Source organism: Flectobacillus sp., from assembly GCF_049240685.1.
Classification (GTDB): Bacteria; Bacteroidota; Bacteroidia; order Cytophagales; family Spirosomataceae; genus Flectobacillus.
In genome coordinates, this window is the sequence record NZ_JBMLSD010000465.1 from 1 (window position 1) to 16,908 (window position 16,908).

The 16,908-nt window shown below is 37.5% G+C and carries 15 protein-coding genes; 8 read left to right on the forward strand and 7 right to left on the reverse strand.

Annotated elements, in window-relative coordinates; genetic code table 11:
• The first annotated feature begins 242 nt into the window (after positions 1-242).
• Positions 243-905 carry a metal-dependent transcriptional regulator gene (locus ACOVQ4_RS21490; RefSeq protein ID WP_421822661.1) on the forward strand — a complete coding sequence of 221 codons (663 nt, stop codon included), beginning with the start codon at positions 243-245 and terminating at the stop codon, positions 903-905.
• 130 nt (positions 906-1,035) lie between these two features.
• Here the strand turns inward: ACOVQ4_RS21490 and eutC are convergent, their stop codons facing one another.
• From eutC to ACOVQ4_RS21510, 4 genes are all read right to left on the reverse strand, one after another.
• Entirely contained in the window at positions 1,036-1,791 is a 756-nt protein-coding gene (gene eutC, locus ACOVQ4_RS21495; protein WP_421822650.1) for an ethanolamine ammonia-lyase subunit EutC, read from the reverse strand.
• 11 nt (positions 1,792-1,802) lie between these two features.
• The gene (locus tag ACOVQ4_RS21500) at positions 1,803-2,702 is read right to left on the reverse strand and encodes a YitT family protein (RefSeq protein WP_095160096.1); all 900 of its coding nucleotides are present in this window, start codon (positions 2,700-2,702) and stop codon (positions 1,803-1,805) included.
• Positions 2,665-2,931 (reverse strand): hypothetical protein, encoded by a 267-nt coding sequence (locus ACOVQ4_RS21505; RefSeq protein WP_095160097.1) that lies wholly within the window; start codon positions 2,929-2,931, stop codon positions 2,665-2,667. Before ACOVQ4_RS21505 ends, ACOVQ4_RS21500 begins: the two co-directional genes overlap by 38 nt.
• 571 nt (positions 2,932-3,502) lie before the next feature.
• Positions 3,503-4,879 carry an ethanolamine ammonia-lyase subunit EutB gene (locus ACOVQ4_RS21510; protein ID WP_421822651.1) on the reverse strand — a complete coding sequence of 459 codons (1,377 nt, stop codon included), beginning with the start codon at positions 4,877-4,879 and terminating at the stop codon, positions 3,503-3,505.
• A gap of 281 nt (positions 4,880-5,160) precedes the next feature.
• Between ACOVQ4_RS21510 and ACOVQ4_RS21515 the strand changes: the two genes are divergently transcribed.
• Entirely contained in the window at positions 5,161-5,862 is a 702-nt protein-coding gene (locus tag ACOVQ4_RS21515) for a molybdopterin-dependent oxidoreductase (RefSeq protein WP_421822652.1), read from the forward strand.
• A 183-nt stretch (positions 5,863-6,045) separates the two neighbouring features.
• On the opposite strand, the gene ACOVQ4_RS21520 is transcribed toward ACOVQ4_RS21515, so the two are convergent.
• The gene (locus ACOVQ4_RS21520; protein WP_421822653.1) at positions 6,046-6,636 is read right to left on the reverse strand and encodes an NADPH-dependent FMN reductase; all 591 of its coding nucleotides are present in this window, start codon (positions 6,634-6,636) and stop codon (positions 6,046-6,048) included.
• A 203-nt stretch (positions 6,637-6,839) separates the two neighbouring features.
• On the opposite strand from ACOVQ4_RS21520, the gene ACOVQ4_RS21525 reads away from it, so the two are divergent.
• The 5 genes from ACOVQ4_RS21525 (at position 6,840) to ACOVQ4_RS21545 (ending at position 12,467) form a co-directional block, all read left to right on the forward strand.
• Positions 6,840-7,268 carry a Dabb family protein gene (locus ACOVQ4_RS21525; protein ID WP_421822654.1) on the forward strand — a complete coding sequence of 143 codons (429 nt, stop codon included), beginning with the start codon at positions 6,840-6,842 and terminating at the stop codon, positions 7,266-7,268.
• Positions 7,269-7,482: 214 nt separating this feature from the next.
• Positions 7,483-8,916, forward strand: coding sequence for an MFS transporter (locus tag ACOVQ4_RS21530; protein ID WP_283383608.1), 1,434 nt, complete (start codon positions 7,483-7,485; stop codon positions 8,914-8,916).
• 262 nt (positions 8,917-9,178) lie between these two features.
• Positions 9,179-9,955 (forward strand): alpha/beta fold hydrolase, encoded by a 777-nt coding sequence (locus ACOVQ4_RS21535; protein ID WP_421822655.1) that lies wholly within the window; start codon positions 9,179-9,181, stop codon positions 9,953-9,955.
• A 101-nt stretch (positions 9,956-10,056) separates the two neighbouring features.
• Positions 10,057-11,139, forward strand: a complete 1,083-nt coding sequence (locus ACOVQ4_RS21540) for a type III polyketide synthase (RefSeq protein WP_421822656.1) — start codon at positions 10,057-10,059, stop codon at positions 11,137-11,139.
• 668 nt (positions 11,140-11,807) lie between these two features.
• A complete protein-coding gene (locus ACOVQ4_RS21545; RefSeq protein WP_421822657.1) occupies positions 11,808-12,467 on the forward strand; it encodes a phosphatidylserine decarboxylase family protein in 660 nt (219 codons plus the stop codon).
• A gap of 398 nt (positions 12,468-12,865) precedes the next feature.
• Here ACOVQ4_RS21545 and ACOVQ4_RS21550 read toward each other — a convergent pair whose 3' ends face one another.
• Entirely contained in the window at positions 12,866-13,591 is a 726-nt protein-coding gene (locus ACOVQ4_RS21550; protein ID WP_421822658.1) for an RluA family pseudouridine synthase, read from the reverse strand.
• A gap of 40 nt (positions 13,592-13,631) precedes the next feature.
• Positions 13,632-14,447, reverse strand: coding sequence for a 3-methyl-2-oxobutanoate hydroxymethyltransferase (gene panB, locus ACOVQ4_RS21555; RefSeq protein WP_421822659.1), 816 nt, complete (start codon positions 14,445-14,447; stop codon positions 13,632-13,634).
• Positions 14,448-14,818: 371 nt separating this feature from the next.
• On the opposite strand from panB, the gene ACOVQ4_RS21560 reads away from it, so the two are divergent.
• The gene (locus ACOVQ4_RS21560; RefSeq protein WP_421822660.1) at positions 14,819-16,561 is read left to right on the forward strand and encodes a hypothetical protein; all 1,743 of its coding nucleotides are present in this window, start codon (positions 14,819-14,821) and stop codon (positions 16,559-16,561) included.
• Positions 16,562-16,908: the final 347 nt, after the last annotated feature.

Genomic DNA, 16,908 nt, shown 5'->3' on the forward strand with positions numbered 1-16,908 from the left:
CGGCGGTGGGCTTTGGGAAAAAGTGGGTCTGTGGTTATTAAAAACATTTTAACACTCTTTGCCTTGTGCCTAAACACATAGCTTAAATCTTATCTTGCTAATTATGCGTGCATTCCAATAACTGATATACTATTAACTTTTTTACTTAAATTCTAAATATTGTTATTTGATAAGTACTCACTTCTTTGAGAAACGCATCAACGAATCATTTTCAAAGAGGTATAACTATAAAATTCATGCAAATTACTTCGTTCACAGAAGAAAACTACCTGAAAATAATCTATAAACTTTCTGCCGAAACCGATGCAGAGATTAGTACTAATGCCGTTGCTGAACTCACTCAGACCAAAGCGGCGTCGGTATCGGATATGCTTCGCAAATTGTCAGAAAAACAGTTAGTTAATTATCAGAAATACCAAGGAGTACGATTAACAGAGGCTGGTGAACAGGTGGCACTTAAAGTGATTCGTAAGCATCGTTTGTGGGAGGTTTTTCTGGTAGAAAAACTAGGTTTTAATTGGGACGAGGTACACGATATTGCCGAGCAACTAGAACATATAGATTCGGAGGAATTAGTTGAAAAGCTAGATGAGTTTTTGGAGCATCCAAAGTTTGACCCACACGGCGACCCTATTCCAGACCCCAACGGAAGAATGCCAAAACTGACCTATCAAAATTTGTCAGAGGTCAAGCAAGGGGAGCGTGTACTGATGATGGGCGTTTCGGAGCATTCTTCTGCCTTTTTGCAGTATGTAGCCAAATTAGGCATAAGTCTAGGTTCGGAATTGTACATTGTAGAAATCAATGATTTTGATAAATCCTTATCTGTACAAATTGCCCAAGCTAATCCACAATTTATGAGTCATGAAGTAGCGAAAAATCTCTTGGTGAAGGGAATAAAATAAAAAATGAGACATTGAGAATTGAGTGATTATGTTAAAAGTTATATTCTATTTAGTAAAGACCTAAAGCATTGCGTCTCTACCAGTAAAATTCTAATAAAACAATCACTCATTCGCTCAATCACAAAATCACTCAATATAAAAGATTCCCTTGCATTTCGTCTTTCAAATTTACCCCACTGATTTGTTTAGTTTTCATTTCGGTAAGTAAATAGAGTATTTTTTCGATAGCTGCGGGATAATTCAATCCTTCAGGACGAATATTAGATACACAGTTTCTTCTTTCGTCGGTAATACCTACACTCGGCTGATATGTCAAATAAGCGCCCATACTATCTGGCGAGCTCAGTCCTGGGCGTTCGCCAATCAAAATAAGGACTATTTCGGCCTTGAAGGCACTCGCTATTTCATCAGCAATGGCTACTCGGCCTTGTTCTACCAAGGCAATAGGCGCAATACGCCAATGATGCTGTATCAATACATTCAATAAACCATTTACCACCGGTATGGCATGGGTATTGACGGCGTTGGCCGACAGGCCATCTGCTATAACAATAGCAATATCTTGTGGTGTATCAACCACGTTTTTTAGCGCCTGTTTAGAGGCTTCAGACAATTGCCTTCCCCAATCTGGACGCTGTAAATATTGAGCACGAGAATTAGCCTTACTTTGTAAGACAATAGTTTCATGCAAAATTCTATCTTGAATATTTTGTAGGTCTAAAGAAGAATGCACAGCATCACGAGCCTGAGCATGGTCAGCCTGAAACCGAAGAAGTTCTTTGGTCGGTAAGCTATGTCCAGCACGTCCACGAGCAATGCGGGCAGAGGTATAGCTTTGCAAAAAATCCCAAATATCAGTCTGAATCAGTTGTTTTTCTGTTGTCATAATTCACTCAATTAATGCAAGGGTAATTTCTTTATCATACCACCTTTTACGTCATTCAGACTTTGTTGTACGACAAAGGCCGTAGGGTCAATATTTTCGATTTCGTTGGTAAGCTTTTGGATTTCCAAACGAGTCAATACCGTATAAACTACGTCCAAGTCTTCATCTTTACGACCTCTTTTTCCGAAACCTCTTTTCGCTTTAAAAATCGTTACACCACGTCCGAGCTGCTCTATAATCATCACTCTGATTTCTTCACTTTTTTCAGAAATAATCGTCACGCCTGTGTATTCCTCTATACCATGAATCAAAAAGTCAATCGTTTTTGAGGCTGATAAATACGTAAGCATGGCATACAAGGCTGTTTCGATATTGATTAAAAAAGCTGCAACTGCAAAAATCAATACGTTGATAATAATAATGACGTCGCCTACCGACAATACTGTTTTACGGCTAATATATAAAGCCAATACCTCGGTGCCATCCAATACGCCACCACCACGGATAGACATACCAATACCTGCGCCTAAGAAGAACCCTCCAAAGATAGCAATCAATAGTTTGTCGGAAGTAACCAGTGGGATCTCGATAAAAGCAATGCAGATAGCGAGCCCAACAATGCCTAAAAGTGTTTTGATGGCAAAAAACTTGGATACTTGACTATATGCCAAAAATATAAACGGAAGATTTACGATAACTATTAAATAAGGAAGCGGAATGTCAGTTGTGATGTTAATCAACAAAGACATACCCATTACGCCTCCATCCAAAAAGCTATTGGGAAGCAAAAATCCTTTGAGACCAATTCCTGCGAGTAATACACCTAAGGCAATCAGAGAAACGTTCTTGACGCTTTGTGCAGGGTTATATTCATTAATGCCTAGGGTTTTGAGGAGAAGTTTTTGTACCATTGTAGATGTGAATAGGGTTTTTACAGTTTCCTTTATGCGTTAAGCTAGCATACCCATGTGTATGTTCAAGTCTTAGGTACTCGCACCCGTCTATCACCACAACGGTGTATTCAGGAACGGACTCTTTTATTTTCTTGACATTCTCTAAAGATTTTTCCTGAATTTGATCGCAGCTTATAATAGCAAAGCTTAGTAATACAAGAAGACTTTTTGAAACGAGACTTTTCATACAATGCAAAGGTTTTGATTGCCTAACGTATACTAATAACGCTGATTTTGGAGAATAACTCCGTGGATTACCCTATTCTAATAGTATTCTAATATGAGATAACGTTAAAAGGTATTAACGTAACCGTTATTGAAAAATGTTTATTATCAAAAGAATACTATCAATATAAATGAACATACTACATGGAATTGTATTACGTATTAGTGTAATATTTGATTTAACTTTTATGTTTTAGGCACAAGGCAACAGGCACAAGGCAAAAAGTGTAAAACTATTTTTTAATAACGATAGATATGTTTTTGCCTAAATCCCAAAGCTGAAATTCGAAAGCTCAAAAATTAAATTTTATTTTGCGCACTAACTTAATATTCTTTAGATGGTAGGCTTTTGGCTGTAAGCCGTAGGCCCTAGGCAAAAGATTTGTAATTTCTATTGATTTGGTTTACTACCTAAAGCCATGGGCTCAAAAGTATATATTTGTTTATCAGCAAACATTTGAAAACTCTTTGCCTAGTGCCTGTTGCCTGATGCCTTCAACACATTTTAACACTCTTTGCCTAATTCACACAACTTAAGATATTGATTGTTGTAAAAGCCGATGTTCACTAGAAATAGTTTTTAGTCTAAATTGTTCATCCACGATATTCATTTTGAGTAGCCATTCTTCAAACTCAGGAGCTGGCTTTAATCCCAATAAATGACGAATATAGAGTGCATCGTGAAATGAAGTACTTTGGTAATGAAGCATCACATCGTCGGCTCCTGGTACGCCCATGATAAAATTACAACCTGCCGTACCGAGTAAAGTCAATAGCGAATCCATATCGTCTTGGTCGGCTTCGGCGTGGTTGGTATAACAAACATCCACACCCATTGGTAAGCCCAATAGTTTGGCACAAAAATGGTCTTCTAAGCCTGCACGAATAATCTGTTTTCCATCAAATAAATACTCAGGTCCAATAAATCCCACTACGGTATTTACTAATAATGGATTGAAGTGACGTGCTACTGCATAAGCTCTTGTTTCGCAAGTTTGCTGGTCGAGTCCCCAATGCGCATTGGCAGATAAAGCCGAGCCTTGTCCTGTTTCAAAATACATAAGGTTATTGCCAACAGTGCCTCTATTGAGTGATAAACCAGCTTCGTAACCTTCTTTTAAGATGTCCAAATTAACGCCAAAAGAGGTGTTAGTGGCTTCTGTTCCTCCAATAGATTGAAATACCAAATCAATAGGCGCAGCTCTTTCTATGGCTTTGATCGTTGTGGTAATATGACTCAAAATACAGGTTTGGATAGGAATATCAAACTTTTGACGGACACTATCTAACATCGAAACCAATTGGATTACGGTTGGAACACTATCGCTGGCTGGGTTAATGCCAATTACGGCATCGCCATTGCCATAAAACAAACCATCAATCATACTGGCAGCTATGCCACGATAGTCGTCAGTAGGGTGATTGGGCTGTAAACGAGTCGAAAAACGTCCTTTTAAACCAATGGTATTTCTAAATTTGGTAATAACGCTACATTTAGAGGCAACATTAATCAAGTCCTGAATGCGCATGAGCTTAGAAACTGCTGCCGCCATTTCGGGCGTAATGCCTTTACTGATTTGTTGTAAAATTTCAGTCGTCGTATTTTCAGATAAAAGAAAATTTCGAAAGTCTCCCACTGTCAAATGGCTAATAGGAGAGAAGGCCGCCAAGTCGTGAGTATCGATAATCAGGCGGGTAACTTCATCTTTTTCGTAAGGAACAAGTGCTTCGTTCAGAAAAACCTTCAATGGTACATCAGCCAATGCCATTTGTGCGGCTACTCTTTCTTCGGCACTGTTGGCAGCCACACCAGCCAATTCATCCCCCGACCTTTTTGGGGTAGCTTTTGCCATAAGCGTTTTGAGGTCGGCAAATTGATAGGTTTGGTATTTAATCGTTTGTTGAAACATATTGTTAGACTGTCATGACTTGGAGGAAGAGATGATTCAAAAAAGTATCATGATTCATATCGAAGACATATTCCCTTTCCTTTTTCACTTAATTTAAAAACTTTTTGAGTTTGATTCTGTTTTTCAATTGAATAAATTTATCCTTGAAGAGCTGATTAGGAATCTAATCATAAATTTTTCTGTATTGTAAAGAGGTTATTGCATTTTTGGCTTACGGCATAAAGCTTATTGCCTACGGCTGGTATTTACTCAACTATTTTTACTTATAGCACACAAAGCGTATGACAGGTGAACAAAATCCTGAGAAATTAGATAAAATAATTGAAGCGAGAATGAAACTCAAAGCTCGTTTTGAAGAAAAAATGAAGGAGACTCCATCTATGGCTGACCCAAATCCGATGGGACGAGGACCAATCAATCGCCATGGAATGCCTCAAACTCCCATAGGACAAACTATTACACAAAAGTGGCCTGTGCTAGACTTGGGTTATCATCCACAAATTCCAATGGACAAGTGGCGCTTAATCATTGATGGCGAAGTAGAAAACCCCGTGGTATTGAAATGGGAAGACTTTTTAGCACTTCCTCAAACAGACGATATTTCTGATTTTCATTGTGTGACTACTTGGTCAAAACTAGATATGTCTTGGCGTGGCGTGCGTTTGATAGACTTGGCAGCTTTGGTACAACCCAAAGAAACTGCCACACATTTGATGTGTTATGGCTATGATACCTATACAACCAACGTATCCTTGGAGGAGGCACTCAAGCCCGACGTGATGCTTGTACATACTGTCGAAGGAGAACCTTTACCACTCGAACATGGAGGTCCTTTGCGTATGATTACGCCACAGTTGTATGCTTGGAAAGGCTCAAAATGGATTAAAAGAATCGAATTTTTATCGGCTAATAAGCTAGGCTTTTGGGAAGAAAGAGGGTATTCTAATACAGCTTATCCTTGGCGCAATGATAGATATAGTTAAGTTGCTGAGTTTGGAGTGTAGAGTGTGGAGTTTTTATTAAGGTACAAATACTAATTGAGTGAGTTGTGATTGAGTGGTTATTTTGATTTGAATTTTACTTGTAGCGACGCAATGCTTTGCATTTAAGTACAAATTTTAAAATAATCACTAAATCACTCAACCACCATTCACTCAATTTCAGCATTATGCTTTTCCTCTATTCCAGCGCTGAGCTATTTGGATAGAATAATCTACGAAAGCTTTCACTGAATTTTCGTAAACAGTATTGTCATTGGCTAATTCGCCATTTTCGTTAAGATTAACGTGGGTTTCATGCGATTCATAAATACGAGATGAAATTACCGAGTATTGATTCAAGAAATTGATGAGTTTTCCCAACATAACCGTCATTTCTATGGCAGGAAGCTTGCCTCCACGACCACTTGATACACCTGCCAAAGCGAAGGTTTTTTCTCCAAAAAGATGTGCAAAATCTTTTCCTCCCAACTGATTTAACAAGTTGATTAATTCTGCATCTGGAAACCAATTGTATTCGGGCATTACAATGAACACCAAATCTGCTTTAGCCCAAGCACTGATTAACTTTTCTTGAAAAGCACTCAAATTATCTTTTTTGATAAAGCCCTGACCAAAAAATGGCACATCATAATTTTCGAAGTCAACAATTTCGATTTGGTCAAAGCCTGCCTCTTGGCTAAGCGACTTTAAGTATTTTGAAAAACGAAGAGAACTACTGTTTTTTCTGGGTGAGGTCGATAAAATCGTAATATTCATGGTTGTATGAGTTATCAATAACCGTGGTTGTAGGTTAAAATAAAGTTGATTGTTAGATATTTGATTACTAAGTACGTAACTCAACTCACTAGGGATAAGTTTATAAAAGTAGTTTTTTATGAAAAAATAATGCCCTGCATAAAGACATAGATTCTTTCAAATGATTTGCTATCTTGTAATCAAACACAAAAATCTATTCAAAAATGAAAAATACATCTCGAAGAAATTTTATTGAAAAATCCCTCCAAGTAGCCACTGCCGGCACAGCCCTAACTGTTATGACACCGAGTAATTCTGAAGCAGCCGTTCCAAAGGCACTGCCTGTTTTTTCACATCATGTGTTTTTTTGGTTGAAAGACAGCAAAGATAAAAAGGCTTATGAGCAATTGCTTGCAGGTTTGAAAGGATTAGGTAAAATTGAACAAATCAAACAAGCGCATATCGGAAAGGCTTCAATTAATGATTTTGACAAACCTGTGACTGATGCGTCTTACACATTTTCGGTATTACTATTGTTTGCTTCGAAAGAGGATGAAGAGAAATATTTAGTACATCCACTACACAAGAAATTCATTGAAGAGCACAAACATTTGTGGTCGAAGGTTGTGGTATATGATTCGATAGCATTGTAGTTTGAGAAAATGCCCACAAGCCGTGCTTATGTCAAAAATAGAAATATTTGCCCTTGCCGATTGTGACAAATCTACACAATCGGCATTTTAATACTTATTCTAAATATGGAATATGGCTTTTTAAGTTATTTTAAAAAGTAAAGATAATTTTTGCCAGAAAAAGTAGTAGTTTTAAGCTAAAGTTGTCTATTCTCTTTTTTAAAAGTACTAAACTATGTCTAATTCCTCAACGCAAAGTAATCAGTCTGCGCTCTACACGCTGGTAACAGTGTGGTTCTTTTGGAGTTTTGTAGCTGCTTCAAACGGTATTCTTATCCCACTATTCAAAGACAAATTCGAATTGCAACAATGGCAAGCTCAATTAGTAGACTTTGCCTTTTACGCTGCTTATTTCGTAGGTTCCATTCTCTATTTTGTGGTTTCTGGCATCATTAAAGGTGATGTACTCAACAGAATTGGATACAAAAATGGTATCATTTATGGCTTGATTATCTCGGCTGTTGGTACAATTTTGTTTTATCCAGCTGCCGAACTAAAATCATTTCCTATCCTCCTTTCAGCCCTATTTATTGTAGGCTTAGGTTTTTCATTGCAGCAAACTGCCACCCAACCCTTTATGATTGCCTTGGGTGACCCTGCAACAGGTGCTCAACGTATCAACTTAGGAGGTGCTGTTAATAACCTAGGCGGTACAATCGGTCCTGCTTTGATTAGTTACGCTATCTTCGGTTCAATTTCGGCTGATGCAGCCAAAAATGCTTCAATTGATTCGGTAAAAGCTCCTTATTTGATTTTAGGGGTTGTTTTTGCCTTATTTGCCGTATTTTTCAAACTTTCTAAACTACCACGTATCACTAACGACGAAGATGTAGAAATCGGGACAGGTGCCTTGAAATATCCACAATTATTATTGGGTATGTCGGCAATCTTCGTTTATGTAGGCGTTGAAGTAACGATTGGTAGTAACTTGGGTGAATATTTGAAAGTAACCGAAAATTTAGAGTCTTCGCAAATTGCTAAGTACGTATCTCTTTTCTGGGGAAGTATGATGGTAGGTCGTTGGACTGCTTCAATCGGAAACTTTAACTTTAGCCAAAGTACTCAAACTATTTTAAAGGTAATTGTTCCATTTGTTGCATTTGCCATTGTATTAGGCGTAAATGCCTTGGGTGGTAGTGCTGTTCAGGATTTGTTGCCGTATGGTTTTTGTGTAGTTATGATGATTGCAGCATTCTTTGCTAGTCAAGAAAAGCCAGTAAAAACTTTATTGATTTATACAGCTTGTGGCGCAGTAACATCGTTATTGGGGGTAATTTTTACAGGAAAAATCGCATTGTTCTTATTGATTAGTGGAGGTTTATTCTGTTCAGTATTGTGGCCTTCGATTTTCTCATTGGGTACTGCTGGTTTGGGTAAATACACTAACCAAGGTGCAGCCTTCTTGATTATGATGATTTTGGGTGGTGCTGTGATTCCTGTAGTTCAAGGTATTTTAGCAGATAGCATTGGTATTCAATTGTCATATTTGTTGGCAGTAGCTTGTTTTGGTTACTTGTTCTTCTTTGGTATTCGTGTTCAAGCCGTATTGCGTAAACAGAATATTGATTTTGATAAAGAAGTAGTCAAAAATACAGGTAAAGGACACTAGGTATTAATGTAGAATTGTGAGTGATGAATTAAGTAATCGTGCAGAATTATATTTAAGTTTTGTGTTTTAGGCACAAGGCAACAGGCATAAGGCAAAGAGTGTTAAAATGTTTTTAATAACAAAAGCCATGCTTTTTTCAATGCCGATATCTGAAAGCCGAAAGCTTTAGGCTTTCAGATATCGGCATTGGGCAAAACTTATCTATCGTCACTAAAAATAATTTAACACTCTTTGCCTTGTGCCTAAAATACAAATCTTTCTCATGATGTTGAATTATCATAAAATTGGAAATGGCCCTAAAATCCTGCTCGCATTCCACGGAATCGGGCAGGATTTTTCGTGTTTCCAGCATTTTGCTGAGGTCTTTTCGGAGCGATACACGACCTATCTTTTTGATTTACCTTTTCATGGAAAACATATTTATCAAAATCCATTTATTGTGACAAAACAGTGGTGGAAGGAAAGCTTAGTCCAATTTTTGGAAAAAGAAAATATCAAGGAGTTTGACGTGATAGGTTTTAGTATAGGAGGCCGCTTTGCTTTAGCGACTTTTGAGGCATTTGCCGAAAAAATACATCATGTACTACTTTTAGCGCCAGACGGCATCAAAGTAAACCCTTTGTATCGACTGGCTACGGGAAGTAAATTGGGAAGATGGGGCTTTCGCCGAGTGATTGCTCATCAGCCAACTTTCTTGAAAATAGGCAATTCTCTTCAAAAAATTGGGATAGTTTCAAAAAGTACTGTTCGAATGGCCGATTTTATGTTAGGAACACCCCTCAAACAAAAGCAAATTTACCATGCTTGGATTGGCTTTAAAGAGTTACAATTTACTATTTCGGACTTGGTACAGCTTGCGGAAAAATTTCAAACTAAGTTTAGTTTTTTTGTAGGAAAATACGACCAACTACTTCCGCCTCAGCAAGTTTTGCCTTTGAGTAAATATGTACAAAAACAGCAAACAATCGTGCTCGATACAGGTCATACCAAACTGGTTGACAAGGTTGTTACTTACCTACGCAAAGAAGGTTTTTCTTGAAAAAACTGAACAATTATGTGAATATAATCGTATATAAGGAATGAAGGGAATGAATAATGAAGAGAATGAAAGTGATGAAATTGGTAATTTAACAACAATATATGAGCTATATAACCTCCATTGAAACGGCAGTTCCTGCTAATCGTTTTACACAACTCGAAATCGCTGAGTTTATGGCGCGTTCTTTGGAGTTGGACGAAGTAGAAAAACGTAAGCTCATAGCACTTTATAGAAGTACCAAAATACAGTATCGACATTCTGTTTTGCCAGATTATGGTCTTCCAGTCGAATCTTATCAATTTTATCCACAAACACCTAACTTGGAGCCGTTTCCTTCGGTTGCCCATCGAATGCAGGTTTACAAACAAACTGCTTTGCCGCTTTGTGTAGAAGCCACTCGTGGTTTATCGCTTGAAGGGGTTACCCATCTCATTACGGTAAGTTGTACAGGTATGTATGCGCCAGGGCTCGATATTGATTTGGTGCAGGCTTTGGGTTTATCAACAACAATCCAAAGAACAGCCATTAATTTTATGGGTTGTTATGGTGCATTTAATGGATTAAAAGTTGCCAATGATATCTGTTTGGCCAATCCCAGTGCCAAAGTTTTGTTGGTAAGTGTCGAGCTATGTACACTACATTTTCAGAAGAAGAAAGATATAGATTTTTTGCTTTCAAACGCACTGTTTTCGGATGGGGCTGCGGCTGTAATTATCCAAGCTAAGGCACCTCATGAAAAAGTGTTAAAACTAGAATCATTTTTCTGCGATTTATTTATCGAAGGGCAGTCCGATATGGCTTGGCACATTGCGGATTTTGGCTTTGAAATGACCTTAACTTCTTATGTTCCTCAACTCATCAAAGCAGGTATCAACCAGTTAGTAGAGAGCCTCCTCAAAGCAAACGGGGCTCGTCGAGATGACATACAATATTATGCCATACATCCAGGAGGCAGAGCAATTTTGGAATCGGTAGAAATAGCCTTGGGTATTAGTCCGAAGGATAATCAAGCTTCATACGAGGTTTTGCGGGAGTATGGCAACATGTCATCTACCACAATACTGTTTGTATTAAAAAGAATACTAGAACAAGTAAAAGACGATAATAAAGGCTGTAAGATTTTAAGTTGTGCATTTGGCCCAGGCTTAACAGTTGAATCTTTGATAGCTAAAATGGGCGTTTAGGGAGGTTTTTCATCGATTGTAAAACTTTCATTTCTTAACTTTTTATGATAATCAAAAAACATTAGTTTTGTTATAGATTCATGGTTTACTATGAATCAAAAGGAGCTCAATAACATATTTGTCTTTTTTATATTACCGCCCACCTTTTACAAGACAACCGCCGTTGCAGATATTGAATATCCTGCTATCAATCAACCGAGCAACTCTCAAAAGAGTAATTAGTGTGCTAGCGCTACAAGTAGTTTGATTATTAAAAGTAGGGGTTGTTTAATTCCCAAGTAATTGATTTCTTAAAACTTTTAACATTTGACTTTTGTCTAAATGTTTATTTCGTGGACTTACTGTTTTGTTGTATTCCACCCGAAGCCGATGCTATTATTTCAATGCATCTTATAATTTAGAGCCTTTACCAATTCGTCCTAAGTAAGTAATTAAGCCTAATGTGCATAACTTGTTATTTTGGTTATAACTTAGTCAAAAGTTTTAAAGTTAAAGTAATTAAATCCTATTAGCTTCTTTTGGCGTAGCAAAATGACAAGTTGTGCATATTAATTGACAAAAGATTCGACCTTCTTGTTCCAATTTATCTCTGATTCCTCCTACAGCAAGCCTTTACCAATCAAAAAAATTCTTACCTTTGTAAAAAACACATTTCCCTAAAGCAAAGTATGACAATTCACAAAGAAGGTACAGGTACCATTTTGGTAACAGTTGTTTTTTTGGCTGTACTGAATTCAGCTGTTTATTATTTCTTTCCAGACAATGATTTACTTCGTAAGATTGCTGTAGTTTTCAGTATCTTATTCTCAATCATTATTCTACAGTTTTTTAGAGTACCTAAAAGAGTAACTGTAAAGAATCCCAAACATATCATTGCACCAGCTGATGGAAAAGTTGTGGTAATTGAGGAAGTAGAAGAACCAGAATACTTCAAAGGTCGTCGTCGTCAGATTTCGATTTTTATGTCACCTGTGAATGTACATATCAATTTTAACCCACTTTCGGGAATAGTTTCTTTCTTTAAATATCACCCAGGTAAATATTTGGTAGCTTGGCATCCAAAAGCAAGTACCGAAAATGAGCGTACTACCATTGTGGTTCGTCATGAAAGTGGTACTGAAGTAATGTTTCGTCAAATTGCTGGAGCGTTAGCAAGACGTATTTGCTGGTATGTAGAAGAAGGAAAACAAGTAGAACAGGGTTCAGAATTTGGCTTTATCAAATTTGGGTCGCGTGTCGATATCTTTTTGCCACTCGATGCTAAAGTGTTGGTCAATTTGGATGATCGTCCTGTTGGCGGAGAAACAGTTATTGCCGAATTAGCTTAATAATCAGATTTTTATACAACAAAAAAGCCATTGCAAGTAGATTGCAATGGCTTTTTTGTTGTATTTCAAACATTCTGTTGATTTTGATTGTTGTACTATTTGTGAATTAAATGATAAAAAATTGTAAAATTTTAACAAAATTAATTTGTACGCTTTCCTAAAAGAAATTACCTTTATATCACTTAAACCAAAAATTAACCACTTAAAGTACAATAAAATCGTTTACAACCATTAAAATCTAAAAATTATGAAAAAGGTAAATCAATTTATGCTTCTACAATGGCTTGTGTTTTTACCATTAATACTGCCGTTGAGTATTGCATCAGGAATTATACAAGGAGTCAAGCAGGCAGTATCTAGTTTGATTTTACAAATCTGGTCTGATTTGTCAACCCCGGTTATTCATGAAGATAACCAAGATTTTTTTGCTTAATATCCTCTGGTTCTAATTCTAAGAACTCCTCCCAAAATGGGATAGGGGGTACAGCAGCTTTGCAAATAATAGGTCCCTTTTTGACAGGGTGGACAAAGAAGATACGTCGTGCATGTAGATTGATACTACCGTCAGCATTTGGTTTGTCATAGCCATATTTTAAATCACCTCTGATTGGGCAACCCATCGTAGCAAGCTGCACACGGATTTGATGTGGACGACCCGAGATAGGTTCAACCTCAAGTAAATAGTGTTTGTTGATGCAACCTAAAACTTTGTAATATAACTCAGCCTTTTGTGAGCCCTGTACTTCTGTATCATAAGCGGTTACCACATTTCGCTTTTCATCTTTAACCAGCCAATGCGTAAGTTTACCTTTCTCGTTGGCTGGTTTTCTTCTTACTACAGCCCAATACGTTTTTTGGATATCACGTTTTCGGAATAGCTCCATCATACGTTCAAGTCCTTTGGAGGTACGAGCAAAAATAACCAAGCCACTTACAGGGCGGTCTAGTCGATGCACTGGGTGTAAGAATACCTCTCCAGGTTTGTCGTATTTAGCTTTGATATAGTCTTTTACAGCATCAGTAAGGGTACGATCACCAGTAGAGTCTCCTTGTACGAGAATCCCAGCTCTTTTACTTACAATGATGATATGATTATCCTCGTAAACTACATGGAAATCTTTCATGATAATAATTGATTAAGGGAGCAAATACGTCTCCCAAAGATTAATAACTTTCTTTTGTATTTGGGAAGTCAAGCGCCTTTACATCTGCAACATATTGCCCGATGGCATCGTGCATGATGGTATCTAAGTCGGCATATCTTCTCAAAAAGCGTGGCTTGAATTCTTTGTTGATACCCAACATATCGTGTACCACAAGAATTTGGCCATCGGCGTCGGGGCCAGCCCCGATACCTACAGTAGGAATGGTTAATTGTTCAGAAACCTTTTTGGTTAAGGTAGCTGGAATTTTTTCAAGAACGACACTAAAAGCACCACATTGCTCAAGCATTTTAGCATCTTCGATGAGCTTTGTTGCTTCATCATCTTCTTTGGCACGAACCGAGTACGTACCAAACTTATAAATAGACTGTGGTGTGAGTCCCAAATGCCCCATTACAGGAATTCCTGCGCTAAGAACCCGAATGATAGATTCCTTAATTTCGGCTCCACCCTCCATTTTTACTGCATGCGCTCCCGATTCCTTCATGATTCTTATAGCCGAACGTAGCGCCTCAGAAGAATTACCTTGGTATGAACCAAAAGGAATATCCACAACCACAAGGGCACGTTTGACCCCCTTCACGACAGAGGATGCATGATAAATCATTTGGTCGAGTGTAATGGGGAGTGTTGTTTCATGCCCTGCCATTACGTTTGAGGCCGAATCGCCAACCAGAATAAGGTCGACACCAGCAGCATCTACGATACGAGCCATAGAGTAATCGTAGGCCGTCAAACAACTAATTTTTTCACCACGATTTTTCATTTCTTGCAAAATGTGGGTGGTGACTCTTTTTATTTCACTATGTACAGACATGGTAATGCGATCTAACGAATGGTATTTATTTCAAAATTGAAAACAAGCAATGAAGAATATGATGAAATTATTAAACCGTAAAACGAACCGATCATCTAAGGGATAAGAAATTCTCCTTCAAAACCGTTTATTAAGCGGTATTCAATATTAAATATTGCGATGTATCTTTGTTTGTCAAATTTCAATTGTGCAAATTTACAGGATTCTTATCAAAAACTTTAGCTTAGTGTTTGATTATCCCTTGATTCACAATTTGACAATATGACTTTTTTACTTTATATTGTTTCTGATAGTGACTTTTTGGCCATATTTTTGTCCTAAGAAAAGCATTACCAGCAAATCCTATATTAATAATTATAAAACAAGCAGTTATGAAACAAAATTTTTCAAAATCCAGTTTCGCTGTCAATGTTTCTAAACGACTATCTATGGGGGTTATTTCTTGCCTTTTAGCTAGTCAAGTAGCAACTGCACAGACAGAAAGCAAACCGTCGATTGTTAGTTCAGTGACAGAAGGTGGAATTACTACTACTACTTATTCAAACGGTAAGATTATAAAATCAGTAGCTGATGGTTATTATTTAGATACTGCATTTTATAAAAATAGTAATGTAATCCGTTCTACACAACCAAAGAAATATTGGAAAATTACCGATCGTATAGGTATTGCTACTCCGTTCTGTAAAGAAGGTGAGGATATTACCATGTTTCTTAAGTCGGGGGTGTACAACTATTTAACAGTTAATCATTACTGGGGTAAGATTGGGTTTGGTATTTTGGGTGGTTATCAAAACTTTGGAGTAAGTGATGACTACAAAGGGCCACAAGGTTTGATTGCTCGTAATGCAGCAACAAGAGGTATTCCTACAAGCTCATTGACTTATGACAAAGTGGGTAGCTACGAAGATTTCTTGTTGATGATAGGACCTGCAGTATCACTTCCTCTAGGATCAAAATTCTCTTTAGATATTGATGCCAAGGGCGGTTTGATGAATACTTCAGCTCCGCGTTTTGGTGCTACGATTCCTGGTAATTTAGGTGCTGACCAAGTGATTTTCCGCTTGAATCCATCAGCGTCTAAAAACCAATTAGGAGGTGTTTTGAGTGTAGATCTCTTGTATAACTTGTCTAAGTCTTGGGCACTAGGTTTAAATGCGGTTGGTTTTGTTACCAAAACCCCATTTACAACAGTAGGTCAAGATGTTACCCCAGGTTCTAATATTTTGTTAACTAAAGAAGATACAAGAACGCATGGTGGTTGTAACTTCGGATTGGCATTAGCGCATACTTTTGGAGCCTGTAATGCTAAGACGGTGTATGAATTGTTGCCTCCTCCTCCAGCTCCTGTAGTTTGTGCAGTGCCAACTCTTGAGTCTGAAAGTGGTAGAATGTATGACTATGGTTCAACAGAGAAACCAACTTTCCGTTGGAAAAGTACTTCTGGTACTCCTGAAAATGAAGAGTATATCTTCAAATTGTACAAGGCAGATGGCTCTGGTATCCCAGTGTATCAGCAAACTACAAAGTCTACTACTTTGAATTTGCCTAATAATGTCTCGCTTGTAAATGGTGACGAATGTAGTTTCTACTACTATACTATTCAGTCAAGTGTGCAAGGTAAATGTTTGTCTGAAGCTAATGCAGCTAGTTTTGGTTATAAAGCAAAACCTGCTCCAATAGCTCCAGTAACAAAAACTGAAGACCAGTATATCTTTAAAATCTTTGGTGGCTCTACTGCAACAAAATATTTTGGAACAGACAAGCCAGTTCGTAAGCCTCGCAAGGTAGCTAAAGCAACAGCTCCAGCTGCTGTGGCAACTGCACCAGCGAAGAAGCTTATTCCAAGACGTAAAAAAGCAAGTGCTGGTACAGTAACAGGTGTGAAGAAATACAGTACGGTTGTTAACTACGAAAACGTGGCAACAAATCCAAATATCAAATGGCCAGAGGACCTTCCACTACCTAAATCGCCAGCGGTTTATGAATACGAAGTTCAACGTTTGAGTGCTGGTGACTGTAAGCCAACTGGACAGGTTGCAAAATACAAATTCTATATTGACCCTAAGAAACCAAATGATATCAGAATTATTCCTGATACTCCAAAAAGAAAATAGTTTCTAAAGATTATTACTAAGGCCTCTGATTGAAAAATCAGGGGCTTTTTATTTTTTAGTTGTTACAACCTTTTTATAGTTAATCATGTCTTTAATAGGGAATAGGGAATAGGGAATAGGGAATAGGGAATAGGGAATAGGGAATAGGAAAGAATTTCAAGCTATTGCGGATTTGGGATTTCTGATTTCGGAAATATTGAAAATGCTTTACTTTTTATAATATATTGAGTTAGTAAGTAAGTAGGAAAAGGTTAATAGTATATCGGTTATCTGATTACTGGACAAATTTGAGGTTACTAGTTCAAGACTTAGTCTTGGACTCATTTTTTTAACAGTTTAAAACTGTT